The sequence below is a fragment of the Mycobacterium sp. pUA109 genome (assembly GCF_041287095.1).
Lineage (GTDB): Bacteria > Actinomycetota > Actinomycetes > Mycobacteriales > Mycobacteriaceae > Mycobacterium.
Genome location: NZ_JBGGKS010000006.1, coordinates 193,960 through 220,877 on the forward strand (window position 1 = coordinate 193,960; position 26,918 = coordinate 220,877).

Genomic DNA, 26,918 nt, shown 5'->3' on the forward strand with positions numbered 1-26,918 from the left:
TGAGCGTTAGCCGGCGGCCAGCTTCCATACCCGTTTCCGGTTGGAGCCGTCATCGGTGACGTAGACGTTGCCGGCCGCATCGATAGCCACATCGCGGGGGTTCTGCAGGTCGCTGAACGGGAGGACCTGCGGGCTGGTCGCCCCTTTCGGCAACTTCAGCACCGTGCCCGAGTCGATGACGTACACGCTGCCGGCGGCATCGACGGCGACCCCGATCGGACCCTTGAGGTCATGAAACGGCAACTCCTGCTGCGCGTTCGACCCGGTGGGCAGCGTCAGCACCCGATGCCGATCGAAGTCGGAGACGTAGACGTCGCCGACGCGATCGACCGCCACGCCGTACCCGCCGCTGACACCGGAGAACGGCAGCAGCTGTTGGGTATTCGACCCGGCCGGCAACTTCAGCACCCGGTTGGTGCCGATATCGGCGAGATACAGGTCGCCGGCGGTGTCGACCGCCAGCGCATTGGGGTACTGCAGGTCGGTGAACGGCAACTCCTGCTGGGTTGTCGACCCGGCCGCCAACGTCAGCACCCGATGGTTGCCGGTGTCGCTGACGTAGACGCGGCCCGCGGCGTCGACCGCCACCCCCTCCGGGCTGGCCAGACCGGTGAACGGCACCGTCTGTTGGCGTGGCTGGTCCGCCGGCAACTGCACCACCCGGGTGAGTCCCAGGTCGAGGACGTACACGTTGCCGTGGGCGTCGACGGCCACCTCCCCGGGGTCCATCAAATCGGTGAACCCGAGCACCGTTTCCGCGGGCGGCTTGTGCGGATCGGTGGGCTGACCCGGCGGCGGATGCTGTCGGGTCGGCTGCCCGCTGCACCCGGCGACCGCGAGGGCGACGGCCAGCACCGCCGCGAGCGTGTTGAGATTGCGCCGGTGGTCGTGCATTTGCGAAAACCGCGACCCTAGACGCAATCTCAACGGCAGCGCCGCACCAGGCCCCACCCCGCGGCACACACTCACTCCACTTGATAGCGCGGGAAGACCCCGGTGGGCGCGGGCAGCGTGATCCCGGGCTTGAGCCGCTCGGCCACCGCGGCAAACGTGCGCTGCTGCTCGGGCTGTCCCAGCAGATCCAGCAGCTTGGCCGCCGATTCGGGCAGCACCGGCTGGATCAGCAGCGCCGCGATGCGCACCACCTCCAGCGTGGTGTACAGCACCGTGCCGAATCGGGTTTGGTCGGCGGCGGATTCACTCTTGCGCAGCACCCACGGCTGCTGCGCCGAGAAGTACTTGTTGGCCGCACCCAACGCCAGCCAGATCGCCTCCAACGCCAAATGCATGGCCTGGGCGTCGAAGTGGGCCCGCACCCGGTCCAGCAGCCCGTCGGCCAACGCCAGCAGCTCGTCGTCCTCGGCGGTCAAATCCGTGGGCACCGGGACAACGCCGTCGAGGTTCTTGGCCACCATCGACAGCGACCGCTGCGCCAGGTTGCCCAGCTCGTTGGCCAGGTCCGTGTTGACCCGGGTGATCATCGCCTCGTCGGAGTAGCTGCCGTCCTGGCCGAACGGTATTTCGCGCAACAGGAAGTACCGCACCTGGTCCACCCCGAACTGCTCGACCAGGGCGACCGGGTCGATGACGTTGCCCACCGACTTGCTCATCTTCTCGCCGCGGTTGAGCAGGAACCCGTGGGCAAAAACCCGGCGCGGCAACTCGATTCCGGCCGACATCAAAAACGCCGGCCAGTACACGGTGTGGAACCGGATGATGTCCTTGCCGATCATGTGCAGATCGGCCGGCCAAAACCGGCGGAACAGCTCCGAGTCGGTGTCGGGATAACCCACCCCGGTCAGGTAATTGGTCAGCGCGTCCACCCACACGTACATGACGTGGTCGGGATGGTCGGGGACCGGCACCCCCCAGTCGAACGACGTCCGCGAGATGGACAGATCGCGCAGCCCGCCGGAGACGAAGCTGACCACCTCGTTGCGCCGCACGTCGGGCGCGATGAACTCCGGGTGCGCGGCGTAGTGCGCCAACAGCCGCTCGGTGTATGCCGAGAGCCGGAAAAAGTAGGTCTGCTCCTCGGTCCAGGTCACCGGCGCCCCGGTCTCGGTGGCCACCCGGGCGCCATCGTCGGTGAGCCGGGTCTCGGATTCGGTGAAGAACCGCTCGTCGCGCACCGAATACCAGCCCGAATACGTGTCGAGGTAGATGTCGCCGGCGTCGACCATCCGCTGCCAGATCGCCGTGGACGCCGCCAGGTGGTCGGCGTCGGTGGTGCGGATGAACCGGTCGAAGGAGATGTTCAGTTTCTCCTGCAACCGCTGGAACACGTCCGAGTTGCGCCGGGCCAACTCGGCGGTCGGCACGCCCTCGGCGGCGGCGGTCTCCACCATCTTCAGGCCGTGCTCGTCGGTGCCGGTCAGGTAGCGCACGTCGAAGCCGTCGAGCCGGCGGAACCGGGCGATCGCGTCGGTGGCGATGTACTCGTAGGCGTGCCCGATGTGCGGCTCACCGTTGGGGTAGGTGATCGCCGTGGTGACGTAGTAGGGCCTCATCGGATACCACCCTATTGTGTGCGCGTGAGTTCTAAACGGCCGCCGCCACCGGCTCCGCCGCCGCTGGCCCCGCTGATCGACGCGCACACCCATCTGGACGCGTGCGGCGCGACCGACGCCGACGGGGTGCGGTCGATACTGGACCGGGCCGCGCACGCCGGCGTCGAAGCCGTCGTCACCGTCGCCGACGATCTGGCGTCGGCGCGCTGGGTGACCCACGCCGCCGACTGGGATCCGCGGGTCTACGCCGCGGTGGCGCTGCATCCCACCCGCGCTAACACCCTCACCGACGACGCCCGCGCCGAGATCGAGCAACTGGCCGCCCATCCGCGGGTGGTGGCGATCGGGGAAACCGGGCTGGACCTGTATTGGCCGGGCCGGTTGGAGGGCTGCGCCGCACCGGCCGCCCAGCGCGAGGCCTTCGCCTGGCATATCGACCTGGCCAAGCGGACCGGCAAGCCGCTGATGATCCACAACCGCGACGCCGACGCCGAGGTGCTGGACGTATTGGCCGCCGAAGGCGCCCCCGAGACGGTGATCTTCCACTGCTTCTCATCCGGGCCGGCGATGGCCCACAGCTGCATCGACGCCGGCTGGCTGCTCAGCCTGTCCGGCACGGTCAGCTTCCGCAACGCCCGTGACCTGCGGGAAGCCGCGCCGCTGATCCCGGCCGACCAGCTGCTGGTGGAGACCGACGCCCCCTTTCTGACGCCGCACCCGTACCGCGGCGCGCCCAACGAGCCGTATTGCCTCCCATACACTGTTCGGGCGTTGGCCGACCTGCTGGATCGGCCGGCCGATGAGCTGGCCGCGGCGTCCACCGGCAACGCGCGACGGGTGTACGGGCTTTAAGAGTCCAGTAAGAACCGCTCCAGACGGGCCGCGCAAGTTGCCCGATGTAGACAGGTTCGTTACCGTCTCGTTATCGAATTGCGGGCCTGCGGGCCCGTTTAGTTTGTCACTGAGTTTTTGAGGCCGGGGAAGACGCACGTTGAACGTACTCACCAAGCTGCACCAGACCCCATCACCGATATTGCGAGTCCTGATCGCCGCGTTGCTGCTGGTGCTGACCTTCGCCGGTGGTTACGCGGTCGCTGCGCAGAAGACGGTCACCCTCAACGTCGACGGAACGCCGGTCACGGTGACCACGATGAAGTCGCGGGTGCTCGACATCGTCGAGGAGAACGGGTTCACCGTCGCCGACCGCGACGACCTGTACCCGGCCGGTGACGTGCAGGTGCATGACGCCGACACCATCATGCTGCGGCGCAGCCGGCCGCTGCACATTTCGCTGGACGGCGGCCAGGACAAGGACGTCTGGACGACGGCCTCGACCGTGGACGAGGCGTTGGCGCAGCTGTCGATGACCGACACCGCCCCGGCCGCGGCCTCCCGTGGCAGCCGTGTCCCGCTGGCCGGCATGGCCCTGCCGGTCGTCACCGCCAAGAACGTGCAGATCGACGACGGCGGGGCGGTCCGCGCCGTGCACCTGGCCGCGCCGAACGTCGCGGGCTTGCTCGCCGCCGCCGGCGCCCCGCTGGAACAGGGCGACAAGGTGACGCCGGCCGCGTCGGCGCCGGTCACCGAGGGCATGCAGGTCCAGGTGACCCGCATCCGGGTCGAGCAGGTCACCGAGCGGGTGGAGCTGGCCCCGAACGCGGTGCGCATCGAGGACCCGGAGATGAACATGAGCCGGTCGGTCGTCGAGGACCCGGGCACCCCGGGCGCCCAGGATGTGACGTTCGCGGTCGCCAAGGTCAACGGGGAAGAGACCGGCCGGCTGCCGGTGGCCAACGTCGTGGTGACCCCGGCCCGCGACTCGGTGCTGCGGGTCGGCACCAAGCCGGGCACCGAGGTGCCGCCGTCAACCTACGGCAGCGCGTGGGACCGCATCGCCAGCTGCGAGTCGCACAACAACTGGGCCATCAACACCGGCAACGGCTTCTACGGCGGCGTGCAGTTCGACCAGAACACCTGGGAGCGCAACGGCGGCCTGAAGTACGCCCCCCGCGCCGACCTGGCGACCCGCGAGGAGCAGATCGCCATCGCCGAGGTCACCCAGGCGCGTCAGGGCTGGGGCGCCTGGCCGGTGTGCAGCGCGAGGCGTTGACGATTCGGCTGCTCGGGCGCACCGAGATCCGGGCGCTGGCCAAAGAACTCGAGTTTCGGCCGCGAAAATCGCTGGGACAGAACTTCGTTCATGATGCCAACACCGTGCGTCGGATCGTGTCGGCCGCGGGCGTCAACCGCGACGACCACGTGCTGGAGATCGGGCCCGGGTTGGGCTCGCTGACCTTAGCCCTGCTGGACCGCGGGCCCACGGTCAGCGCCATCGAAATCGATCCGGTACTGGCCGGTCGGCTGCCGCAAACCGTCGCCGAGCATTCCCGCAGCGAGGCGTCCCGGTTGAGCGTGCTCAACCGGGACGTGTTGTCGCTGCGTCGCGCGGAGCTGGAAACCGAGCCCACCGCGGTGGTGGCGAATTTGCCCTACAACGTGGCGGTCCCCGCGCTGCTGCACGTGCTGGCCGAATTCCCCTCGCTGCGGACCGTGATGGTGATGGTGCAAGCCGAGGTCGCCGAGCGGCTGGCCGCCGAACCGGGCGGCAAGGACTACGGGGTGCCCAGCGCCAAGATGCGGTTCTTCGGGCCGGTCCGCCGGTTGGGCACCGTGCCGCCCAGCGTGTTCTGGCCGATCCCGCGGGTCTATTCCGGGCTGGTGCGGCTGGACCGGTACGAGACGTCGCCGTGGCCCACCGAGGACGCCTTCCGTCGCCAGGTGTTCCACCTGGTCGACATCGCCTTCGCGCAGCGGCGCAAGACGGCCCGCAACGCGTTTGCCGAATGGGCGGGCTCCGGCAACGAATCGGCGAACCGGCTGCTGGCCGCCAGCATCGACCCGTCCCGGCGCGGGGAGACGCTGAGCATCGCCGACTTCGTGCGGCTGCTGCAACGCTCCGGCGGCTGGGAGCACGCCTCGGCGAGCTAAGGGGCTCCGCCGGGCCTGAGCGGGAGCTGAGAACGTCGGCCAAAACTTTATGAATCGTTTGGCAGCAACTCAGGTTATTCTCAGCTACTCTGCGGGAAGTCGTGCTCGCCGGCATCGCCGCAGGGAGGTCGCACATGCTGCGTCGCAGGTTGTTTTCGCTGGTTGTCGCGGTGCTGGCGGTGGTCAGCGCCACGGTGCTGAGCCTGACGTCCGCGTTCGAGTCGACGATACGAACGGTGATGGCCGAGGCGGCGCTGCTGGCCGATGACTCATTAGTGATGGGCGGGAGCGGCTTACCGATCCCGCCGGATAGCTACGTGACGGGCCTTACTAACACCTTCATCACCCCGAACTTCCCCGGTTTCACCAGCGACACCGCGTACGGCCTGGTCACCCCGGAGGGGTTGTACCCGCTCACCGGGATCAAGTCCTTGCCGCTCGATACCTCGGTGCAACAGGGCCTGACGATCCTCAACAATGCGATCATGAACCCGCCGGACGCGACGAGTCCCGGCTACGCCGGAAACGATCTGGTGGTCTTGGGCTACTCGCAGAGCGCGGTGATCTCGTCGCTGGAGATGGACCAACTCGCCAACACCCCTGGCGCGCCGAGCGCCGATGACTTGCATTTCGTGCTGCTCGGCGACCCGATGAACCCCAACGGCGGGCTGCTGGAACGCTTCGCGGGCCTGGATCTGCCGAGTCTCGGGCTGAACTTCTATGGCGCTACCCCGGACTCCACCATCTACCCGACCGACATCTACACGCTGGAATACGACGGCTATGCGGACTTCCCGCGCTATCCATTGAACTTGCTGTCGGACCTCAACGCCTTCGCCGGCATCGAGTACGTGCACGGCACCTACCCGGATCTGACGGCTGCGCAGATCGCCCCGGTCACCGACGGCGGTGAGGCAATTCTGCTGCCGGGGTCGGCGGAACTCACCGGGGAGGGGGCGACCAACTATTGGATGATCCCCACCGAGAACCTGCCGCTGTTGAACCCGGTGCGCGACATTCCGCTCATCGGCAAACCGATCGCCGACCTGTTGCAACCGGATCTGACGGCGTTGGTGAACCTGGGCTACGGCGACCCCGACTACGGCTGGTCGACGGCGCCGGCGAACGTGGCCACCCAGTTCGGGTTATTCCCCAGCCTCAGCGACTTCGAGAAGCTGCCCGGTCTGTTGGTCAGCGGCACCCAGCAGGGGATTGAGGCGTTCGTCAAGGACATCAGCGGCGGCCTGTCCGGTCTGTCGCTGTCGAGCCTGACCAACCCGTTGGCGGCCCTGGACACCGGATCGGCCGTTGCGGCGGCGTCCGACCCGCTCGGCATGCTCAGCAATGTCGTGAACGCGCTCACCAGCGCGGCCGCGTCGGGCTACGCCACCTTGCTGCCGACCGCGGACATCCTCAACGCCCTGGTCACGTCGATTCCGCTGTACGACGCGACGCTCTTCGTGGACGCGGTGAGCAGTGGTGATCTGCTCGGCGCCATCGGCGACCCGATCGCGGCGGACGTCGGGCTGGGCACGATGGCGGGCGGCTTTGAGCTCATGGTCGTCGTGGATGCACTGCAATCGGTGGTGGGTGATCTGACCAGCATCATCCCGTTCTGAGCCCGGTTCGGCGATAGTCTCGTGCGGTGTCGAGGGAGGGAAACACCGCCACCGAGTGGGTGGCCACCGGGTCGGTCACCGTGCGCGTCCCCGGCAAGGTCAACCTGTACCTGGCGGTCGGGGATCGCCGCGCCGACGGCTACCACGATCTGCGGACGGTGTTTCACGCCGTCTCCCTGGTCGACGAGGTGACCATCCGCAACGCCGACACCCTGTCGCTGCAGATCGTCGGCGAGGGCGCCGACCAGCTGCCCACCGACGAACGCAACCTGGCCTGGCAGGCCGCCGAACTGCTGGCCGACCACGTCGGCCGGCGCCCCGACGTGTCGATCACCATCGACAAATCCATCCCGGTGGCCGGCGGCATGGCCGGCGGCAGCGCGGACGCCGCCGGGGTGCTGGTCGGCATGAACACGTTGTGGGAATTGGGTGTGCCGCGGCACGACCTGCACGTGCTGGCCGCCCAACTCGGCAGCGACGTGCCGTTCGCGCTGCACGGCGGCACCGCGCTGGGCACCGGTCGCGGCGAGGAGCTGGCCACCGTGCTGGCCCGCGACACCTTCCACTGGGTGTTGGCGTTCGGCAAGAGCGGACTGTCGACGCCGGCGGTGTTCACCGAGCTGGACCGGCTCCGCGACGTCGGCAGCCCGCCGCGGCTGCCGACCCCGGAGCCGGTGCTGGCGGCGCTGACGGCCGGCGATCCGCACCGGCTGGCGCCGTTGCTGGGCAACGAGCTGCAAGCGGCGGCGGTCAGCCTGGACCCGGGGCTGCGCCGCGCGCTGCGCGCCGGGGTCGAGGCCGGCGCGCTGGCCGGCATCGTGTCCGGCTCCGGACCGACGTGCGCGTTTTTGTGCGCGTCGGCGGCGTCGGCGATCGACGTGGGCACCGAGCTCGCCGGGGCCGGGGTGTGCCGCACGGTGCGGGTGGCCAGCGGCCCGGTGCACGGCGCCCGCGTCGTGCCCGCCCCGGCCACCGAGGTGTGACACACGCCTCAGGGTTTGGTAGTTACTTAAGAGGAGTTTAAGATGTTCGGCGGTGACGACTAGCGTTCAGGGACAGCGCGGGATACATTCGTCTGCCGGGTACCCCGGTGGACGGTCAACGCAGCTGTGGCGCGCGGTTCCTGGCTCAACACCGATTCGAGACATAACTGCTCCCCAATTGTGTGTGCGTGCCAGTTACGAAGCGCCCCTTACCCGGGGCAGCATTAGATCCCGGTCCTTGTGGAATCGACGAGTGCCGGAACCGAGGAGGTTGTGGTGAGCAGGTTCACCGAGACGATGTTCCGCAACGCCCGCACCAGCACCAAAGGCATGGTTACCGGCGAGCCACACACCCCGGTCCGGCACACCTGGCTCCAGGTGCATGAACGCGCCCGCCGCATCGCCGGCGGGTTGACCGCGGCCGGCGTCGGCCACGGCGACGTCGTCGGTGTGCTGGCCGGCGCACCGGTCGAGATCGCCCCCACCGCCCAGGGGCTGTGGATGCGCGGCGCCAGCCTGACCATGCTGCACCAGCCCACCCCCCGCACCGACCTGGCGGCGTGGGCCGAAGACACCCTGACCGTCGTCGACATGATCGAGGCCAAGGCCGTCATCATCTCCGAGCCGTTCATGGCCGCCATGCCGGTGCTGCAGGAAAAGGGCCTGACGGTGCTGACCGTCGAGGAGCTGCTGGCCGCCGAGCCCGCCGACCCGATCGAGACCGGCGAGGACGACCTGGCGCTGATGCAGCTGACGTCGGGATCGACCGGATCGCCCAAGGCCGTCCAGATCACCCACCGCAACATCTACTCCAACGCCGAAGCGATGTTCATCGGCGCCAAGATGGACCCCACCGGCAACGACGTCATGCTGTCCTGGCTGCCGTGTTTCCACGACATGGGCATGATCGGCTTCTTGACCGTGCCGATGTACTTCGGCGTCGAGCTGGTCAAGGTCACCCCGATGGACTTCCTGCGCGACACCCTGCTGTGGGCCAAGCTGATCGACAAGTACAAGGGCACCATGACGGCGGCCCCCAACTTCGCCTACGCGCTGTTCGCCAAGCGGCTGCGCAAGCAGGCCACACCCGGCCAGTTCGACCTGTCCTCGCTGCGGTTCGCGCTGTCGGGCGCCGAGCCCGTCGACCCCGCCGACGTCGAGGATCTGATCGACGCCGGGAAGCCGTTCGGGCTGCGACCCGAGGCGATCATGCCGGCCTACGGCATGGCCGAGACGACGTTGGCGGTGTCGTTCTCCGAGCTGGGCGACGGGCTGGTGGTCGACGAGGTCGACGCCGACCTGCTGGCCGCGCTGCGCCGCGCGGTGCCGGCAACCAAGGGCAACACCCGCCGGCTGGTGTCGCTGGGGCCGCTGCTGACCGGTCTGGAGGCCCGCGTGGTCGACGAGGACGGCACGGTGCTGCCCGCCCGCGGCGTCGGGGTCATCCAGCTGCGCGGCGAGCCGGTGACCCCGGGCTACCTGACTATGGCCGGCTTCATCCCGGCCCAGGACGAGCACGGCTGGTACGACACCGGCGACCTGGGCTATCAGCTGGAGAACGGGCACATCGTGGTCTGCGGCCGGGTCAAGGACGTCATCATCATGGCCGGCCGCAACATCTACCCGACCGACATCGAGCGGGCCGCCTGCCGGGTCGCCGGGGTACGTCCGGGCTGCGCGGTGGCGGTGCGGCTGGACGCCGGGCACTCCCGCGAGACGTTCGCCGTGGCCGTGGAGTCCAACGCCCACCAGGATCCCGCCGAGGTGCGCCGCATCGAACACGACGTCGCGCACGAGGTCGTCAAAGAGGTCGACATGCGGCCGCGCAACGTCGTGGTGCTGGGACCGGGCAGCATCCCCAAGACGCCGTCGGGCAAGCTGCGGCGGGCCAACTCGGTCGCCCTGGTCACCTAGGGGCGCCGGGCCCACCGCTGAGATTGCGTACAGGGTCGCATTTTTTCGAAAACCGCGACCCTCGACGCAATCTCAATGTCACGGCTTGCTTGTGCGCCGGCTATACCTTGATCACCGAAAGCGCGGAACATACCCGCGCCATCTGATCGAAGTCGGCATCCTGCGTCGCGACGGGCAGACCGTGTTCAATCGCGGTCGCCGCGATCAACGAATCGGTTAGCTTGACCGCCCGATGCAGACCCGCGGCACGGCACTCGGCGACGAGTCGGGCCCACGACACCATCACCGCCTCGCTCACGGGGATGGGGTCTGCCGCCCGCGCCAACGCAAGGGTGTCCGCGCGCCGTGCGCGGGTTGCCGCATCAGTCGCATTGAGCACGCCGAGTTGCAGTTCGCCGACGGTGATGACCGACAACGCGACACGTTCTGGCAGCGCCGCCATCGGGCGGCCGCCTTCGCGCGCAATAAACACCGAGGTGTCCAGCAGGCCGACTTGGGCCCGGGTGGCGCTCACGGCTCATCGAGAGTCTGGCCCGCAACCTCATCGAGTTCGCCGGCCAGCGGCGCGTCGGCGGCGCGATCGGCCAGTTCGTGTCGGAGCTGCTCACCCGCCAGCCACCGGACGCGACGTTGATGCGGCACGATGTCGGCGACCGGTTCACCATGCACGGTGAGCGTGACCTGCTGCCCGGCTTTGACCGCGTCAATCACCTGGCTGGTTCGATTGCGCAGGTCCCGCACGCCGACCTCCATGTGCGACAGCGTAGCACTTTCGTCGGCTGCTCGACCGATGTGGGACCGGCTGCTGGGCTGGGCGGCGCGGGTTACTTAAGCCTTGGCCGGCTGCTTTTGCGCGTACAGCCGGGCCCACTCCTTGCGCGGCCGGATGGAGACGTCGACGTCGGTCGCCTGAGCCCGCAACGCGCCCACGGTGGCCTGCTCGCGCGGGGTCCGCGCGAACGGATCCCAGCCGAAGAACCGGCAGGCGTTCTCCCAGGTGATCTTGTTGATGTCGGTGTCGTCGGCGCCGGCGTCGTTCAACTCGGCCAGCACCTGCTCGGGGGCGTCGGGCCAGAAGCAGTCCGAGTGCGGGTAGTCGCACTCCCAGGCGATGTTGTCGATGCCGATCTCGTGGCGCAGCTTCAACGACGTCTTGTCGGTGACGTAACAGGCCAGCGCGTGCTCGCGGAACACCTCGGACGGCAGCCGGCCGCCGAAGTCGCGGCGCAGCCACTTCTGGTTGGTGTAATGGCGGTCGCAGCGGTCCAGGTAGAACGGGATCCAGCCGATGCCGCCCTCGGAGAACGCGAACTTCAGGTCCGGGTAGCTGCGCATCGCCGGGCCCCACACCAGATCCTGGGCGGCGATCGCCGAGATCTGGGTGGCCAACACGATCAGGTTGTCGATCGGGGCGTCCTTGGCCATCGAGATCGCACCGAACCCGGTGCCGATGTGCAGGCACATCACCACGTTCTGCTCGCACAGGGTCTGGAACACCGGGCCCCAGTATTCGATGTCGTGGTAGCTGGGCAGCCCCTCCAGGTGCGGCAGTTCGGGCATGGTGACCGCGCGGCAGCCCTTGGCCGCCACCCGGCGGATCTCGGCGCACATCGCCTCGGGATTCCAGGTGGGCAGCAGCGCGATCGGGATGAACCGGTCCGGGTAGGCGCCCGCCCACTCGTCGATGTGCCAGTCGTTGTAGGCCTGCACCATGATCACGGTGACCGGGTCCTTGTGCTGGTTGAGGTGCCGAGCCGAGAACCCGGTGAACGTCGGGAAACACATCGAGGCCAGGATGCCGTTGCGGCTCATGTCGCGGACCCGTTCGTGCACGTCGTAGACGCCGGGCCGCATCTCGGCGAACCCGGCCGGGTCGCGGCCCCACTCCTCGGCCGGCCAGGACACCACCGCGTTGAGGCCACTGACCCCGGTGGGCCGGCCCTGGTAGATCCACTGGTCGACGCCGTTGTCGTCGGTGACGACGATCGGCGCCTCCTCCTTGTACTTGGCCGGCACATGGTTCAGGAACATGTCGGGCGGCTCCACCACGTGGTCGTCGATGCTGACCAGGATCAAGTCGTCGGTCTTCATGTCTCTACTAGTACCCTGGAAAATCGTGACCGTCTCCGCGCGTTCGGCCATAGATTTTGCAGAACCGGCCAACATCGATCTGCGCCGAGGCGGCCGTGCCCGGGCCGGCAGCTATCTCTACGAGGGACAGCATCTGGTCACCGGGTGGCACTCCCACGACATGCACCAGATCGAGTACGCCGTCGGCGGGGTGGTCGAAGTCGAGACCGCGGCCGCGCACTACCTGTTGCCGCCGCAGCAGGCGGCCTGGATCCCGGCCGGGCTGCAGCATCAGGCCACCATGCGCCCGGAGGTGCGCACCGTGGCGGTGATGTTCGACCCGGAGCTTGTCGCGCACGCCGGCGACCGGGCACGTATCCTGACCGTCTCGCCGCTGATCCGGGAGATGATGCTGCATTCGCTGCGGTGGCCGATCGAGCGGCCCGACGGCGACACGGTGTCCGACGATTTCTTCCGCACCCTGGGCCACCTGGTGTCGGCCGCACTGGACCACGAGGCGCCGCTGAGCCTGCCCACCTCCGATCATCCGACCGTGGGTGCGGCCATGGTCTACACCAAGGCGCACCTGGCGTCGGTGACCGCCGCCGAGGTCGCCCAGGCCGTCGCGGTGTCCGAGCGCACCCTGCGCCGCCAGTTCGAAGCGGTGATCGGCATGTCGTGGCGCACGTATCTGCTGCACGCCCGAATGCTGCAGGCGATGGCGCTGCTGGCCGCGCCGGATCAGGGAGTGCAGCAGACCGCGACCGCCGTCGGTTTCGACAGCCTCAGCGCCTTCACCCGCGCGTTCACCCGATTCGCCGGCGAAGCACCGTCGACCTACCACCGCAGGATCACCGCCGAGGGGTAGTCGCCGTCCGCCGCGAGAGGCACTCTCACGACGCGACGCGCCGCTGGCGCGTCGCCGAAGTGCCATTCGGCGCGTCTTAGCCCCAGGCGTGGACGATGTTTTGGGCGGGCTCCAGGCCCCGCTCGATCAGCAACTCGGTGGCGTCGGCGGCCTGCTCGCAGATCGTCGGCACCTGGCTGCGCTCGGCGGCGGTGAACGTCTCCAGCACGAACGTCGCCGGGTCCTTGCGGCCGGGTGGGCGGCCGATCCCAATCCGCACCCGTTGAAAGTCCTTGGTGCCCACGGCGTTCGCGATCGAGCGCAGCCCGTTGTGGCCGCCCTCGCCGCCGCCCAGTTTGAGCCGGACGCGGCCGAAATCCAGATCGAGATCGTCGTGGACGACGATCACGTCCGCCGGCGGCACCGAGTAGAACTTCGCCAACGGCCCCACCTGGCGGCCGGACTCGTTCATGTAGCACCGCGGCCGGGCCAACACCACCGATCGCCCACTGAGCCGACCGGTGGCCACCTCCGCACCGGACCGCTTATGCGCCTTGAGCGCCGAGCCCAGCCGCTGCGCCAGCAGGTCGACGACCATGAATCCGAGGTTGTGCCGGGTCTTGGCGTAATTCGGTCCCGGGTTGCCCAGGCCGACGACCAGCAACGGCTCGGCCATCCGGTGATCCGTCTACTCGGACTCTTCGGCGGCCGCGGTCTCCTCGGCCGCTTCGGCAGCCGCCTCGCCCTCGGCGGCCTCTTCGGCGACCTCGCCCTCCATCTCCTCGGCGGTCGGCGCGGTCACCACGTTGACCACCAGCAGCTCCGGATCGGAGATCAGGCTGACGCCCTTGGGCAGGGTGAGCTGGCCGGCGGCGAACTGGGTGCCGGCTTCGACACCCTCCACCGAGACGGTCAACTCTTCCGGGATCGACAGCGCCTCGGCCTCGATCTCCACGGTGTTGGTCTCCTGGGTGACCAGGGTGCCCGGGGCGGCGTCGCCCTCGATGACGACGTTGACCTCGACGACGACCTTCTCGCCGCGGCGCACCACCAGCAGGTCGGCGTGCTGGATGGTGCGGCGGATCGGGTGGATGTCGAGCGCCTTGGTCAGCGCCAGCTGCTCCTTGCCGTCGATGTCGAGCGCGAGCACGGCGTTGGTGCCGGCGTGACGCAGCACGGCCGCGTAGTCATGGCCGGGCAGCTCCAGGTGCTGTGGCTCGGTGCCGTGGCCGTAGAGCACCGCGGGAATCTTGCCGGCCCGACGCGCCCGGCGGGACGCGCCCTTGCCGGTCTCGGTCCGCACCGCGGCGGCGAGTTTGTTGGTGTGCGAAGTCGCAGACTTGGCCATGGTGTCGCTCCTGTGTTCGGGGCACGGCCAGCATCGCGACAACCACTACGGGAAATATCCGGGTCGCCGTCGATAACGGTGATCAGCACAGTTGTCGATCGCCCTCGCCGTGACGCCGGTCAGGATAGCGCATCGGCGCCACCCAGCGGAAATTCGCCCGGGCAGCTATTTGGCGGCGACGGTGAAGCCGTGGATGATCGCCTCGACGTCGTCGGACTCCGCGACGGCCTGGGTGGCGATCGTGGTGATGGTGAGCTGAACCAGGTAACGCTGCTTGGCCGGGGCCGCGCCGGTGGGGATGACCACCCGGTTGTAGCTGTGCAGCCGCTGCCCGAGCTGGTCGTAGGAGCCTTGAATCATCCCGGACGGGAAGCCGTGATAGTCGTCGGTGGAGGAGTCCAGCTTCTTGAAGTTCTGGGTCAGCTCGGCATCGGCGAAGCTGTGCTTGACCACCTCGGCGGCGTCGAAGTCGCCGCTGAGCTTGAACACCATCAAAATGGCCATCGGATACGACGGGCCCTTGCTGATCGCCACCGTTCCGGGGGAGAAGTGCCAGTTGGTGGACGTGCTCCACCCCGGCGGGGTCGGGATCGACACCGTCAGATCGGTCAGCGAGTCGGGCGCCACCTGCTCCCCGGAGACCCCGATGCTTTCCAGGTATTGCGGGAACGCGACCGGTTTTCCGGTCCCGGTCGTGGTCGGGGCAGTGGTCGTCGTTGTCGCGCTGGTGGTCCAGATGGACTGGTAGTCAGGCGACTTGGGCCCGCAACCTACCAGGCAGAGAACCGCCGCGGTGACGCCGAACAGCCGAAAGTTCACAGAATTTCGCGGACCGCATCAATCGGGCGGGCCAGCCGGGTGCCCTTCGCGGTGACGACGAACGGGCGTTGGATCAGGATCGGGTGCTGCGCCATCGCGTCCAGCAGGGCGTCGTCGGACGCGTCGGCCAGGTTCAGCTCGGCGTACAGCGCTTCCCGGGTGCGCACCGCGTCGCGCACCGCGATCCCGGCGTCGTCGATCATCTGCACCAGTTCGGCGCGCGACGGCGGGGTCTTCAGGTATTCGACAACGGTGGGCTCAATGCCGTTATCCCGTAACAGCTCCAGCGTTTTGCGTGAGGTGGAGCAGCGCGGGTTGTGGTAGATGGTGGTAGCGGCCATTTACGCGTCCCCGTCGAAAAGCCCGGTGACCGAGCCGTTCTCGAAGACGGCGCGGATGGTGCTGGCCAGCAGCGGGGCGATCGACAGCACGGTCAGCTGCGGGAAGCGTTTGTCCTCGCCGATCGGCAACGTGTTGGTGACGATCACTTCGCGGGCCCCGCACTCGGCCAGCCGCTCGGAGGCCGGGGCGGACAGCACCCCGTGGGTGGCGGCGATCACCACGTCCTTGGCGCCGTCATCGTGCAGCAGCTTGACCGCGCCGGCGATGGTGCCGCCGGTGTCGATCATGTCGTCGATCAGCACACAGGTCTTCCCGGCGACCTCACCGACCACCCGGTTGGACTTCACCTGGTTGGGCACCCGCGGGTCCCGGGTTTTGTGAATAAACGCCAGCGGCACCCCGCCCAGCGAGTCGGCCCACTTCTCGGCGATGCGCACCCGGCCGGAGTCCGGGGACACCACCACCATGTCGTCGCGCGCGTAGTTGTCGGCGATGTAGTTGCCCAGCAGGGCCTGCGCGCGCATGTGGTCGACCGGCCCGTCGAAGAAGCCCTGAATCTGGTCGGTGTGCAGGTCGACGGTGACGATCCGGTCGGCGCCGGCGGTCTTGAGCAGGTCGGCCACCAGCCGCGCGGAGATGGGCTCGCGGCCGCGGTGCTTTTTGTCCTGCCGGGCATACGGGTAGAACGGCAAGATCGCGGTGATCCGCTTGGCGCTGCCCCGCTTGAGCGCGTCGATCATGATCAGCTGTTCCATCAGCCACTGGTTCAGCGGCGCCGGGTGCGACTGCAGCACGAACGCGTCGCAGCCGCGCACCGACTCGTTGAACCGCACGAAGATCTCCCCGTTGGCGAAATCGCGGGCGGTCTGCTCGGTGACGTGGACGTCGAGTTCCTTGGCCACCTGTTCGGCCAGCTCGGGGTGGGCCCGGCCGGAGAAGAACATGAGGTTTTTGCGGTTGTCCATCCAGTCGTAGCTCACGTGCTGCCCCCGGCGGTTAATCGAGATGGTCGCCTAATGGTACGTAGCCACGGGGTCACGGTGTTGCCGGGTTCCCCGAACCCGCCGCGGGTCACTCCGGCCGGTCGGCCGCATCGGGGCTGGTCCGCGCCCGCTCGGCGGCCTGCGCGGCCGCGCTGCCCGGCCGTTTGCGTTGCACCCAATCCTCGATGTTGCGTTGCGGGCCGGCCGATACCGCCAACGCGCCCGGCGGAACGTCGTCGCGCAGCACCGTGCCCGCCCCGGTGTAGGCGCCGTCGCCGACGGTGACCGGCGCGACGAACATGGTGTCCGAGCCGGTGCGCACATGCGAGCCGACCGTGGTGCGCCGTTTGGTCTGCCCGTCGTAGTTGACGAACACGCTGGAGGCGCCGATGTTGGAATGCTCGCCGATGTCGGCGTCGCCGACGTAGGTCAGGTGCGGCACCTTGGTGCCGGTGCCGATGGTGGAGTTCTTGGTTTCCACGAACGCGCCCAGCTTGCCGTCGGCGCCGAGCACGGTGCCCGGCCGCAGGTAGGCGAACGGGCCGACGGTGGCGCCGTCGCCGATGACCGCCGAGCCGGCGTGGGTGCGGACCACCGACGCGCCGTCGCCAACGGTGACGTCGGTCAGCGTGGAGTCCGGGCCGACGGTGCAGTGGGCGCCGATGCGGGTGACCCCGAGCAGCTGGGTGCCCGGCGCGATCACGGTGTCGCGGCCGATGGCCACGTCCACGTCGATCCAGGTGGTGGCGGGGTCGACGACGGTGACACCGGCGCGTTGGTGGCCGGCCACGATGCGCCGGTTGAGTTCGGCGCCCAGCTCGGCCAGCTGCACCCGGTTGTTGACCCCGGCCACCAGCGCCGCGTCGTCGACGTGGCGGGCCCGCACGATCAGGCCGTCGCCGCGCACGATGCCGATCACGTCGGTCAAATACAGCTCACGCTGGGCGTTATCCGAGCTCAGCCGGGTCAGCGCCGAGCGCAGCGCGGCCGCGTCGAACGCGTACACCCCGGCGTTGACCTCGCCGATCTGCTGCTGCGATTCGCTGGCGTCGGCCTGCTCGACGATCGCGATGACCTCCCCGTCCTGGGTGCGCAGGATGCGGCCGTAGCCGGTGGGGTCATCCAGCGTGGTGGTCAGCACGGTGACCGCGGCCGGTCCGGCCCGGTGGCTGGCGATCAGGTCGGCCAGCGTGGCGGCGTCCAGCAGCGGGGTGTCCCCGGAGGTGACCACCACGACCCCGGCGAAATCGTCGGGCAGCGCCGACAGCCCGCACAGCGCGGCGTGCCCGGTGCCCAGCTGCTCCTGCTGCACCGCCACGGCCACCTCGCGGCCCAGCTGCTCGGCCAGCTCAGCGACCGCCGGCGCGACCCGGTCGCGGCCCTGACCCACCACCACGGCCAGGTGCTGCGGGCCGAGGCCGGCGGTGGCGTGCAGGGCGTGCGCGAGCATGCTGCGCCCGGCCAGGGTGTGCAGCACCTTGGGGGTATCCGAGACCATCCGGGTGCCGGCCCCGGCCGCCAAGACCAGGACCGCGGTGTCGCCGTGTGTTGTCATGGGCCTCCTCGGCTTGCTGGCGCGAGCGTGCGCAGTTGTACGCCGATACGCCGTCTAGCGTGGCATTTTGCGCACGCTGGCGGCAAAAGGCCGGGCGAAAAGCTCCGTCGCCAGGACTCGAACCTGAACTCTCAGAACCAAAATCTGATGTGCTGCCGATTACACCACGACGGATGGACTGCAAGGAGACTCTAACCGAACTGGATATCCTGGTAGACGTGGCAGCTCCGGACAAAGATGTGCGGGCGCCGCGCGCCCGGATGACGGGTAGCGAGCGTCGTCACCAACTCATCGACATCGCGCGCTCGCTGTTTGCCGACCGCGGGTACGAGGGCACCTCGATCGAGGAGATCGCGCAGCGCGCCAACGTGTCCAAACCGGTGGTCTACGAGCATTTCGGGGGCAAGGAAGGGCTGTACGCGGTCGTCGTTGACCGGGAAATGTCGGCGTTGCTGGACGGCATCACCGCGTCGCTGACCAAGCAGACCAACAACCGGTCCCGGCTGCGCATCGAGCGGGTGGCGTTGGCGCTGCTGACCTACGTGGAGGAGCGCACCGACGGCTTCCGCATCCTGATCCGCGACTCGCCGGCGGCGATCAGCGCCGGCACCTACTCCACCCTGCTCAACGACGCCGTCAACCAGGTGTCCTCGATCCTGGCCGGCGACTTCTCCCGGCGCGGCCTGGACCCCGAGATGGCGCCGCTGTACGCGCAGGCGCTGGTCGGGTCGGTGTCGATGACCGCCCAGTGGTGGCTCGACGTGCGTGAACCCAAGAAGGAAGTGGTCGCCGCGCACCTGGTCAACCTGTGCTGGAACGGGCTGACCCACCTGGAGCCCGACCCGGATCTGCTCGACGAGTAGCTGCCCGGCCGCGATGCGGTTTGCGCCGCAGCGCCGAGATCGACGTTTTCGGGCAAAAGTTCGAGTGCGCATCACGGGAACGTAGATCTCGGTGCAATCCAGGTGGCACACGTGGGTTGTGGCGGCGGTCACGCCCGTTTTGGCCAGCGCCGCAACGTGAATCGCGAAGCATAGAATGGTGCAAATGACCGCACCGGGGCCTGCCCGCCCAGTTACCCCGATCGCGGGGCTGGTCGACCTGGCGTTGACCGCGCCCACCTTTACCCAACTCATCGACCGGGCCGCTGAGCGGCCCGGTGAGCTGGCGTTGGTCGGCCCGGCCAGCGCCCGGCTGTTCGCGGCGGCCGCGCTGGCCCGCCGCACCCCGCTGCTGGTGGTCACCGCCACCGGACGCGAAGCCGACGACCTGACCGCGGAACTGCGCGGGGTGCTCGGCGACGCCGCGGCGATGTTCCCGTCCTGGGAGACGTTGCCGCACGAGCGGCTCTCCCCGGGCGTGGACACCGTCGGCGCGCGCATGCTGCTGCTGCGCCGGTTGGCGCACCCCGACGACGCCACCCTGGGGCCGCCGCTGCGGGTGGTGGTGACCACGGTGCGTTCGCTGCTGCAGCCGATGACCCCCCAGCTGGGCCGCATCGAACCCGTCACGCTGGCCGTCGGGACCGAGATCGGCTTCGAGGACGTGATCGCCCGGCTGGTCGAGCTGGCCTACACCCGGGTGGACATGGTCGGGAAACGCGGCGAGTTCGCGGTGCGCGGCGGCATCCTCGACGTGTTCGCCCCCACCGCCGAGCACCCGGTGCGGGTGGAGTTCTGGGGCGACGAGGTCAGCGAGATGCGGATGTTCGCGGTGGCCGATCAGCGCTCCATCCCCGAGATCGCGGTGGACACCCTGGTCGCGGTGCCGTGCCGGGAGCTGCTGTTAACCGAGGACGTGCGCGAGCGCGCCGCCCACCTGGCCGCCCAACACCCCAAAACGGAGAACACCGTCACCGGCACGGTCGCCGACATGCTGGCCAAGCTGGCCGAGGGCATCCCGGTCGATGGCATGGAGGCACTGCTGCCGGTGCTGCGTCCGGCCGATCTGTCGCTGCTGACCGACCAGCTCGGCCCGGACACCGCGGTGCTGGTCTGCGACCCGGAGAAGGTCCGCGCCCGGGCCGCCGACCTGATCAAGACCGGGCGCGAGTTCCTGGAGGCGTCCTGGTCGGTGGCCGCGGTCGGCGGGGATGCGCCCATCGACGTCGAGCAGCTGGGCGGATCGGGGTTCCGGGAGCTCGAGGAGGCGGCGGTGGTCGCCCGCCAAGCCGGGCACCCGTGGTGGACGCTGAGCCAGCTGTCCGGAGAGGCGGCCATCGAATTGGACGTCCGCGCGGCCCCGTCGGCGCGCGGGCATCAGCGTGACATCGACGAAATCTTCGCGATGCTGCGTGCGCACGTGGCCACCGGCGGCTGCGCGGCCATCGTGGCTCCCGGTGTCGGGACCGCGCACCGCGTCGTGGAGCAGCTGGCCGAATCCGACACGCCGGCAACGCTGTTGGACCCGGGTGACCCCCCGAAGCCGGGCGTGGTGGGGGTGCTGCGGGGGCCGCTGCACGACGGCGTCGTTGTCCCCGGTGCGCAGCTGGTGGTCATCACCGAAACCGATCTGACCGGCAACCGCGCCACCGGCCCGCAGGGCAAGCGGCTGGCGGCCAAGCGACGCAACATCGTCGATCCGCTGGCGTTGACCGCCGGGGACCTGGTGGTGCACGACCAGCACGGCATCGGCCGGTTCGTGGAGATGGTCGAGCGCACCGTCGGCGGGGCCCGGCGGGAATACCTGGTGCTGGAGTACGCGTCGGCCAAGCGCGGCGGCGGATCCGACAAGCTGTACGTGCCGATGGACGCGCTGGACCAGCTGTCCCGCTACGTCGGCGGGCAGGCCCCGGCGTTGTCCCGGCTGGGCGGCAGCGACTGGACCAACACCAAGACCAAGGCCCGCAAGGCGGTCCGCGAGATCGCCAGCGAACTGGTCGCGCTGTACGCCAAGCGGCAGGCCTCGGCCGGCTACGCGTTCGGACCGGACACGCCGTGGCAGGCCGAGATGGAGGACGCGTTCGGATTCACCGAGACCGTCGACCAGCTCACCGCGATCACCGAGGTCAAGGCCGACATGGAAAAGCCGGTGCCGATGGACCGGGTGATCTGCGGCGACGTCGGCTACGGCAAGACCGAGATCGCGGTGCGGGCCGCGTTCAAAGCGGTGCAGGCCGGCAAACAGGTCGCCGTGCTGGTGCCCACCACGTTGCTGGCCGACCAGCACCTGCAAACGTTTTCCGAGCGGATGGCCGGCTTCCCGGTCACCGTCAAGGGCCTGTCCCGGTTCACCGACCCGGCCGAGTCCCGGACCGTGGTCGACGGCATGGCCGACGGGTCCGTCGACATCGTGATCGGCACCCACCGGTTGCTGCAGACCGGGGTGCGTTGGAAGGACCTGGGTTTAGTCGTCGTCGACGAGGAGCAGCGGTTCGGCGTCGAACACAAGGAGCACATCAAAAGCCTGCGCACCCACGTCGACGTGCTGACCATGAGCGCCACCCCGATCCCGCGGACGCTGGAGATGAGCCTGGCCGGGATCCGGGAGATGTCGACGATCCTGACCCCGCCCGAGGAGCGCTACCCGGTGCTGACCTACGTCGGCCCGCACGACGACAAACAGGTCGCCGCCGCGCTGCGGCGCGAGTTGCTGCGCGACGGGCAGGCGTTCTACGTGCACAACCGGGTCAGCTCGATCGACGCGGCCGCCGCCCGGGTGCGCCAGCTGGTGCCCGAGGCCCGGGTCGTCGTCGCGCACGGCCAGATGCCCGAGGAGGCGCTGGAGACCACCGTGCAGGGGTTCTGGAACCGTGACTTCGACATCCTGGTGTGCACCACGATCGTGGAAACCGGGCTGGACATCTCCAACGCCAACACGCTGATCGTGGAGCGGGCCGACACCTTCGGCCTGTCCCAGCTGCATCAGCTGCGCGGCCGGGTGGGCCGCGGCCGGGAACGCGGCTACGCCTACTTCCTGTACCCGCCGCACGTGCCGCTGACCGAGACCGCCTATGACCGGCTGGCCACCATCGCGCAGAACAACGAGCTGGGCGCCGGCATGGCGGTGGCGATGAAGGACCTGGAGATCCGCGGCGCCGGCAACGTGCTCGGCGCCGAACAGTCCGGGCATGTCGCCGGGGTGGGTTTCGACCTGTATGTGCGGTTGGTGGGCGAGGCCGTGGAGGCGTACCGGGCCGCCGCCGACGGGCAGACCGTCACCAGCACCGAACCCAAGGATGTGCGCATCGATTTGCCGGTGGATGCGCACCTGCCGCCGGACTACATCGGCAGCGACCGGTTGCGGCTGGAGGCCTACCGCCGGCTGGCCGCCGCCGCCGATGATGCCGCGGTGGCGGCCGTGGTCGACGAACTGATGGACCGTTACGGGCCGCTGCCCGAACCGGCCCAACTGCTGGTGGCGGTGGCCCGGCTGCGGCTGCTGTGCCGCGGCTACGGCATCACCGAGGTGAGCGCGGTCAGCGCGTCCACCTTGCGGTTGGCGCCGTTGACGCTGCCGGACTCGGCGCAGCTGCGGCTGAAGCGGGTGTATCCGGGGGCGCACTACCGCGCCACCACCTCCACCGTGCAGGTGCCGATTCCGCGGAGCGGTGGCCCGGCCCTGGGCGCGCCCCGGATCCGTGATCTTGAACTGGTGCAGATGGTGGCCGACCTGGTCTTGGCGCTTGATGGCAAACCGCCGGGCGAAGTTGATATAACCGGCCTGGTGCCGCCCGGCGGGGCCAGGGAGGAGTCGCGCTCATGACCGTCGTCTTGGTCGACCCGCGCCGCCCAGCATTGGTGCCCGTCGAGGCCATCGAGCTGCTGGCCGGGGAGGTGGCCTACACCGAGGAGATGCCGGTGGCGGTGCCCTGGTCGCTGCCGTCGGCGCGGCCGGCGCACTCCGGCGCCGACGCCCCGGTTCTGTTGTCCTCGGACCGCGAGCATCCCGAGGTTGCCGCACGGCTTGCCGCGGGGGAGACCCTGATCGCCGCGCCGGAGCCGCCGTCGGGTGAACGACTGATTGACGCCGTGGCGATGATGGACAAACTGCGCACCGCCGGCCCGTGGGAAAGCGAGCAGACCCATGACTCGTTGCGCCGGTTCCTGTTGGAAGAAACCTACGAGCTGTTCGACGCGGTGCGCAGCGGCAACGCCGACGAGTTGCGCGAAGAGCTCGGTGACGTGTTGCTGCAGGTACTGTTCCACGCCCGCATCGCCGAAGACGCCCCACATCACCCGTTCACCATCGACGACGTCGCCGACACGCTGCTGCGCAAACTCGGCAACCGTGTTCCGGCAGTGCTTGCCGGGGAAGCGATTTCGCTTGATGACCAGCTGGCGCAATGGGAAGAACGCAAGGCGTTGGAGAAGAAGGACAAGCCGCGGACCTCGGTGATGGACGATGTGCCGACCGGCCAACCGGCACTGGCGTTGGCGCAGAAGGCGATTCAACGCGCCAGTCGTGCTGGGCTGCCCGCGGATCTGATTCCTGAGGACATCTCCTCGATCGCGGTGACCACCGAGGTCGACGCCGAAACCAAGCTGCGCTCAGCGGTGCTGGAGTTCATGGACGCCGTTCGCGACACCGAGAAGGCCATCGCCGCCGGACGCCGGGGTGCTGACGTCCCGGAGGAGCTCGACGTGACTCCACTCGGCGAGGTCAGCGAGGAGGAGTGGCGGGCGTACTGGCTGACGGCCCTCGAGCCGCACGTCGAGGTTCCCGAGCAGCCCGAGCCCTCCGCCGAGGGCGAAGCGACGGAGGCCGAGGAGCACGCGGCGGAGGCCGAAGAGGCCGCCGACGATCAGCCCGACGTCGACGAACCCGCCACCTGACCTGGCCCGTGCCGGGCACCTGGTTGCCGAACACCGAGTCTGGCGGCCTTTTCGGGTAGTTGGCTACTCGTGACCCGCGCCGACTCCGGCGCGCAGCATGGGCGATGTCCACGAATGCGCGCGCCCGCGCCGGGCGCCGGAATTGCCCGGAGGAGCCTGGGTGAAGGTCACACTTGAGCGCCCCGTGGTCGAGGTCGACCACCACGAGGCGGCCGGCGGCGAACAACCATCCGATCTTGGCGGCGTGCCCAAATCGCGCCGGATCCTGCTCGCCTGCTGGATCGGCACCAATGCCGCCGTCATCATCGGGTTGGCCGTCCGGAACGCGACGCTGACCAGCACCGCCTGGGACCTGATCGGGACGGCATTGTTGAGCGGCATCGGTATCACGTGCACGCTGGCAGTGGTTCAGCTCGCCAAGGGATCCCCCGCTGCCGCACTCACCGCGATGCTGAGCCAGATCTTCGTCGCGGGCCTGGCGGTCTATGTATGGCTGGTCGATGAGCGCAGCCCCGAGGGCCAGCTGCTGGGGGTGACGGGCGTTGCGTTGACGTTGGGCGGTATTGCGCTGCTCTGGGTGCTCTATCTGGCGCGCTACGCACGCGGCGCCTTTAGCAAGGGCGCGGCCGTCCTCGTTGCCTTGTTCCCGCTGGTGGGTCTGGGTCAGTTCTGGATGCAGACCGAGTACCTTCCGACGTCCGTAAGTCCACTCATCGACATCAGCACCGAGTTATCGCCAGTCGGCTCGTCCGATTCGGTCATCCATCTGCTGGCGAAACTGACCCTGCACAACCGTGGCTCTGTCCAGACCGAGCTGCATGTCGGGCTGATGCGCGTCACCTCCTATCCCGTAGGGACGCCGGCAGAACCTCCCACCACCGACACCCTGCTGGCAGGGCTCACCCCGCTGGGGCGCACCACCCGAGGCCACTACCGCGAAACCCCGACCCTGGCGGCTGATGCCCGGCTGCTCTACGCCGATCTGTTCGCCGCCCCCTACGACGATGCTCTCCTCTCCGCCGGGGAAACGGCGGGGTGGCAGCGGGTGATCGATATCGACGCGCGAGCAGTCCGGCTGGTGCGCCTGTCGGTAGAGGGAGTTGTTGCCACCCACCGGATGATGCAGGGCGTCCACACGTGTTACCCGCCTCGGATCTCGATTTGGCGGGATCCGCTCGCCTTCTTTGTTGAAGCGGGAAAGCTGCATGACTGGAAGGGCGGGGCCGCGCATGTGCTGTGCGCGGAGAGCGAGTTCGCCTCGATAGGCGCCATTCAAGACCTGGTATCGGATCATCCGATGTTGAGGACGTTCATCGTGGTCGACACCCCCGCGCCGGTGATGGAATTGCCCACCTTGATGACGACCTTCGGCACCCGCGCAACCATCGAGGACGAGTTCAAAAACCTCGCCACGGCGAACCAGATCAACAAGGCGAATCCGTCCATCTTCATCCGGGATTCGGCGGAATATGCGCCGTCGGACGCTGATCTTCGTTCCGCAGGAGGGTCGCCATGACCCGGTCAATTCGGAAATGTCCGACCACGGACACCGCCGCAGTTGTGAGCTGGATGGACGGCGACGCTGCGCGCGCCGATTCGGAGGCGATCGTCCTGCCGTCGGTCCAGCCGGCGAAACGACGGCTGCACGCCGCCTGGCGAGAGAATGCCCAAAGCCGGATCCTCGCGCTTGATGTCGAAGTCGACTGTCTGATCGAGCAGTTGACGACCCTGACCGCGACCGAGCGGCGGCGGCTGGTCGATGCCAAGGAGCGGCTGCGCGCCGCCGACGCGATCGTCAAAAGCCGTCCGGGACTGCGGTACGCCTGGACGGGAGTCGATATCGCACGGGCCCTGGCCCACATCAACGCGGTCGAGGTCACGCTCACCCGCCTGTCGCCGCCGAGCGCCGTCGCCGCGAAACTGCCCAACATCATCGCCGACGCCACCCTCCTCCTCAAACCACATGACGCCCGCGTGGAAGACCTCCGCCACTATGCGGCCAAGCAGCAGCTGAACGACGACGACCGCGATGCCATCGCGCACGACTTGCGGGCGATCTACGCGGCATGCGCCGACGAACACGTCAAGACGCGAAGCTTTCGCAACATCCTGTTGGGGGCCACCTTTGTCCTCACCCTGTTCGCGGTCGGGATCGGACTGCTCGGCTGGCGTGCACCGGACTGGGTTGCGCTGTGCGCACCTACCCGCCAGATGGTGGCCACCTGCCCGTCCGGGGGGTGGGCACCGGCCAGGGGCGACGTCTTCGTGGTCGAGCTCATCGGGTTGTTCAGTGCCAGCCTGGTGGGAGCGGTGGCCATTCGCCGAATGCGGGGCTCCTCAACGCCGTACGCGGTTCCGATGGCCTCCCTGCTGGTCAAGCTGCCGACCGGCGCGCTGACGGCGGTCGCCGGTCTGCTGCTGCTCCGCGCCGGAATCCTGGGACCGGACGTCGCCGCCGCAGGCACGGCGCAACTGGTCGCATACGCGCTGATCTTCGGGGCGTCACAGCAGGCCTTCACCCGGCTGATCGATATCCAAACCCAGCATGTGCTGGACAGCATTCCTACCCCCAGCCGTGACGCGGCAAAGGACCCGGGCACTAGGACGAGTGAGGGAAATGTCTTCGAATAACCCGCTCTGGCTGCCCGACGTGCTGCGCGCCGAAGGCCTCGACGTTATCGAGTTCCCCGGCTGGCGGACCCGCGGTCGCGGCGACTTCACCGACATCTGGGGTGTTATCTGCCACCACACCGGGGCCGAGGAAGCACCGCCGCAGCGGATCGCCGCCGGCAGCGCCGCGTTGGCGGGTCCGCTTGCGCAGCTTCACCTCGCCCAGGATGGCACGGTCACCGTGATCGCGGCGGGCGTCGCCCCGCACGTGCGCGTGGGTCAGTATCCGGGTCTGCCCACCAACGCCGCGGCCCAGCACACGATCGGGGTGCAGGCCGTGAATACCGGCACCGAAGGCTGGGCTCCCGCCCAGTACGACGCCTTGGTGCGGTGCTGCGCCGCCATCGTGGGCAAACTGGGCCAACCCGCCTCCCATGTGATCGGTCACCGGGAGTGGAATCCGCGCAAATGGGACCCGGGGGCCCTCGACCTCGACCGATTCCGCACCGACATCACCGCGCGGTTGGTCACTCACCTGGCCAGCTGACCCACCGCC

Annotated in this window: 23 protein-coding genes, 1 tRNA gene and 1 pseudogene; 13 read left to right on the forward strand and 12 right to left on the reverse strand. The window is 68.8% G+C overall.

Annotated elements, in window-relative coordinates; translation table 11 throughout:
* Window positions 1-6: 6 nt before the first annotated feature.
* Together ACAG26_RS09615 and metG are read right to left on the reverse strand one after the other, a co-directional pair.
* Entirely contained in the window at window positions 7-894 is an 888-nt protein-coding gene (locus ACAG26_RS09615) for an NHL repeat-containing protein (protein WP_370481586.1), read from the reverse strand.
* Window positions 895-965: 71 nt separating this feature from the next.
* Complete coding sequence (metG, locus tag ACAG26_RS09620; RefSeq protein ID WP_370481588.1) at window positions 966-2,510, reverse strand: methionine--tRNA ligase; 1,545 nt, start codon at window positions 2,508-2,510, stop codon at window positions 966-968.
* 18 nt (window positions 2,511-2,528) lie between these two features.
* On the opposite strand from metG, the gene ACAG26_RS09625 reads away from it, so the two are divergent.
* From ACAG26_RS09625 to ACAG26_RS09650, 6 genes are all read left to right on the forward strand, one after another.
* Window positions 2,529-3,362: a TatD family hydrolase gene (locus ACAG26_RS09625; protein ID WP_370481589.1), complete on the forward strand. Its 834-nt coding sequence runs from the start codon at window positions 2,529-2,531 to the stop codon at window positions 3,360-3,362.
* Between the two features lie 139 nt (window positions 3,363-3,501).
* Window positions 3,502-4,620 carry a transglycosylase family protein gene (locus ACAG26_RS09630; RefSeq protein ID WP_370481591.1) on the forward strand — a complete coding sequence of 373 codons (1,119 nt, stop codon included), beginning with the start codon at window positions 3,502-3,504 and terminating at the stop codon, window positions 4,618-4,620.
* A complete protein-coding gene (gene rsmA, locus ACAG26_RS09635; RefSeq protein WP_370481682.1) occupies window positions 4,593-5,498 on the forward strand; it encodes a 16S rRNA (adenine(1518)-N(6)/adenine(1519)-N(6))-dimethyltransferase RsmA in 906 nt (301 codons plus the stop codon). Before ACAG26_RS09630 ends, rsmA begins: the two co-directional genes overlap by 28 nt.
* Window positions 5,499-5,632: 134 nt before the next feature.
* On the forward strand, window positions 5,633-7,117 hold the full coding sequence (locus tag ACAG26_RS09640) for a PE-PPE domain-containing protein (protein WP_370481593.1): 1,485 nt from the start codon (window positions 5,633-5,635) through the stop codon (window positions 7,115-7,117).
* A gap of 26 nt (window positions 7,118-7,143) precedes the next feature.
* On the forward strand, window positions 7,144-8,100 hold the full coding sequence (locus ACAG26_RS09645) for a 4-(cytidine 5'-diphospho)-2-C-methyl-D-erythritol kinase (protein WP_370481596.1): 957 nt from the start codon (window positions 7,144-7,146) through the stop codon (window positions 8,098-8,100).
* A 276-nt stretch (window positions 8,101-8,376) separates the two neighbouring features.
* Window positions 8,377-10,014 carry a fatty acyl-AMP ligase gene (locus tag ACAG26_RS09650; RefSeq protein WP_370481597.1) on the forward strand — a complete coding sequence of 546 codons (1,638 nt, stop codon included), beginning with the start codon at window positions 8,377-8,379 and terminating at the stop codon, window positions 10,012-10,014.
* A 190-nt stretch (window positions 10,015-10,204) separates the two neighbouring features.
* Here the strand turns inward: ACAG26_RS09650 and ACAG26_RS09655 are convergent.
* From ACAG26_RS09655 to ACAG26_RS09665, 3 genes and pseudogenes are all read right to left on the reverse strand, one after another.
* Window positions 10,205-10,528, reverse strand: a pseudogene (locus ACAG26_RS09655) (PIN domain-containing protein); the annotation flags it as partial.
* Window positions 10,525-10,767, reverse strand: coding sequence for a type II toxin-antitoxin system Phd/YefM family antitoxin (locus ACAG26_RS09660; RefSeq protein WP_370481599.1), 243 nt, complete (start codon window positions 10,765-10,767; stop codon window positions 10,525-10,527). The gene ACAG26_RS09660 and the pseudogene ACAG26_RS09655, both read right to left, overlap by 4 nt.
* A 75-nt stretch (window positions 10,768-10,842) precedes the next feature.
* Window positions 10,843-12,105, reverse strand: coding sequence for an amidohydrolase family protein (locus tag ACAG26_RS09665; RefSeq protein WP_370481601.1), 1,263 nt, complete (start codon window positions 12,103-12,105; stop codon window positions 10,843-10,845).
* 25 nt (window positions 12,106-12,130) lie between these two features.
* Here ACAG26_RS09665 and ACAG26_RS09670 point away from each other — a divergent pair, with 25 nt between their 5' ends.
* The gene (locus ACAG26_RS09670; RefSeq protein WP_370481602.1) at window positions 12,131-12,952 is read left to right on the forward strand and encodes a helix-turn-helix transcriptional regulator; all 822 of its coding nucleotides are present in this window, start codon (window positions 12,131-12,133) and stop codon (window positions 12,950-12,952) included.
* A gap of 76 nt (window positions 12,953-13,028) precedes the next feature.
* On the opposite strand, the gene pth is transcribed toward ACAG26_RS09670, so the two are convergent.
* From pth to ACAG26_RS09705, 7 genes are all read right to left on the reverse strand, one after another.
* Window positions 13,029-13,607 (reverse strand): aminoacyl-tRNA hydrolase, encoded by a 579-nt coding sequence (gene pth, locus ACAG26_RS09675; RefSeq protein ID WP_370481604.1) that lies wholly within the window; start codon window positions 13,605-13,607, stop codon window positions 13,029-13,031.
* A gap of 12 nt (window positions 13,608-13,619) precedes the next feature.
* A complete protein-coding gene (locus ACAG26_RS09680) occupies window positions 13,620-14,279 on the reverse strand; it encodes a 50S ribosomal protein L25/general stress protein Ctc (RefSeq protein WP_370481605.1) in 660 nt (219 codons plus the stop codon).
* Between the two features lie 165 nt (window positions 14,280-14,444).
* On the reverse strand, window positions 14,445-15,098 hold the full coding sequence (locus ACAG26_RS09685; RefSeq protein ID WP_370481607.1) for an LpqN/LpqT family lipoprotein: 654 nt from the start codon (window positions 15,096-15,098) through the stop codon (window positions 14,445-14,447).
* The gene (arsC, locus tag ACAG26_RS09690) at window positions 15,095-15,439 is read right to left on the reverse strand and encodes an arsenate reductase (glutaredoxin) (protein WP_370481609.1); all 345 of its coding nucleotides are present in this window, start codon (window positions 15,437-15,439) and stop codon (window positions 15,095-15,097) included. Before arsC ends, ACAG26_RS09685 begins: the two co-directional genes overlap by 4 nt.
* Window positions 15,440-16,420, reverse strand: coding sequence for a ribose-phosphate pyrophosphokinase (locus ACAG26_RS09695; protein WP_370481611.1), 981 nt, complete (start codon window positions 16,418-16,420; stop codon window positions 15,440-15,442).
* A gap of 91 nt (window positions 16,421-16,511) precedes the next feature.
* The gene (gene glmU, locus ACAG26_RS09700; RefSeq protein ID WP_370481612.1) at window positions 16,512-17,978 is read right to left on the reverse strand and encodes a bifunctional UDP-N-acetylglucosamine diphosphorylase/glucosamine-1-phosphate N-acetyltransferase GlmU; all 1,467 of its coding nucleotides are present in this window, start codon (window positions 17,976-17,978) and stop codon (window positions 16,512-16,514) included.
* A 102-nt stretch (window positions 17,979-18,080) separates the two neighbouring features.
* Window positions 18,081-18,152: transfer RNA gene (locus ACAG26_RS09705), tRNA-Gln, on the reverse strand.
* Window positions 18,153-18,238: 86 nt separating this feature from the next.
* Here ACAG26_RS09705 and ACAG26_RS09710 point away from each other — a divergent pair.
* The 6 genes from ACAG26_RS09710 to ACAG26_RS09735 all read left to right on the forward strand — a co-directional run bounded on the left by ACAG26_RS09710 (window position 18,239) and on the right by ACAG26_RS09735 (window position 26,909).
* Window positions 18,239-18,841 (forward strand): TetR/AcrR family transcriptional regulator, encoded by a 603-nt coding sequence (locus tag ACAG26_RS09710; RefSeq protein ID WP_370481684.1) that lies wholly within the window; start codon window positions 18,239-18,241, stop codon window positions 18,839-18,841.
* A 184-nt stretch (window positions 18,842-19,025) separates the two neighbouring features.
* Window positions 19,026-22,682, forward strand: coding sequence for a transcription-repair coupling factor (gene mfd / locus ACAG26_RS09715; RefSeq protein WP_370481614.1), 3,657 nt, complete (start codon window positions 19,026-19,028; stop codon window positions 22,680-22,682).
* Entirely contained in the window at window positions 22,679-23,752 is a 1,074-nt protein-coding gene (locus ACAG26_RS09720) for a nucleoside triphosphate pyrophosphohydrolase (RefSeq protein ID WP_370481615.1), read from the forward strand. Before mfd ends, ACAG26_RS09720 begins: the two co-directional genes overlap by 4 nt.
* A 160-nt stretch (window positions 23,753-23,912) precedes the next feature.
* A complete protein-coding gene (locus ACAG26_RS09725; protein WP_370481617.1) occupies window positions 23,913-25,268 on the forward strand; it encodes a hypothetical protein in 1,356 nt (451 codons plus the stop codon).
* On the forward strand, window positions 25,265-26,383 hold the full coding sequence (locus ACAG26_RS09730) for a hypothetical protein (protein WP_370481619.1): 1,119 nt from the start codon (window positions 25,265-25,267) through the stop codon (window positions 26,381-26,383). The genes ACAG26_RS09725 and ACAG26_RS09730 overlap by 4 nt, the downstream gene beginning before the upstream one ends.
* Window positions 26,370-26,909, forward strand: coding sequence for an N-acetylmuramoyl-L-alanine amidase (locus tag ACAG26_RS09735; RefSeq protein WP_370481621.1), 540 nt, complete (start codon window positions 26,370-26,372; stop codon window positions 26,907-26,909). Before ACAG26_RS09730 ends, ACAG26_RS09735 begins: the two co-directional genes overlap by 14 nt.
* Window positions 26,910-26,918: the final 9 nt, after the last annotated feature.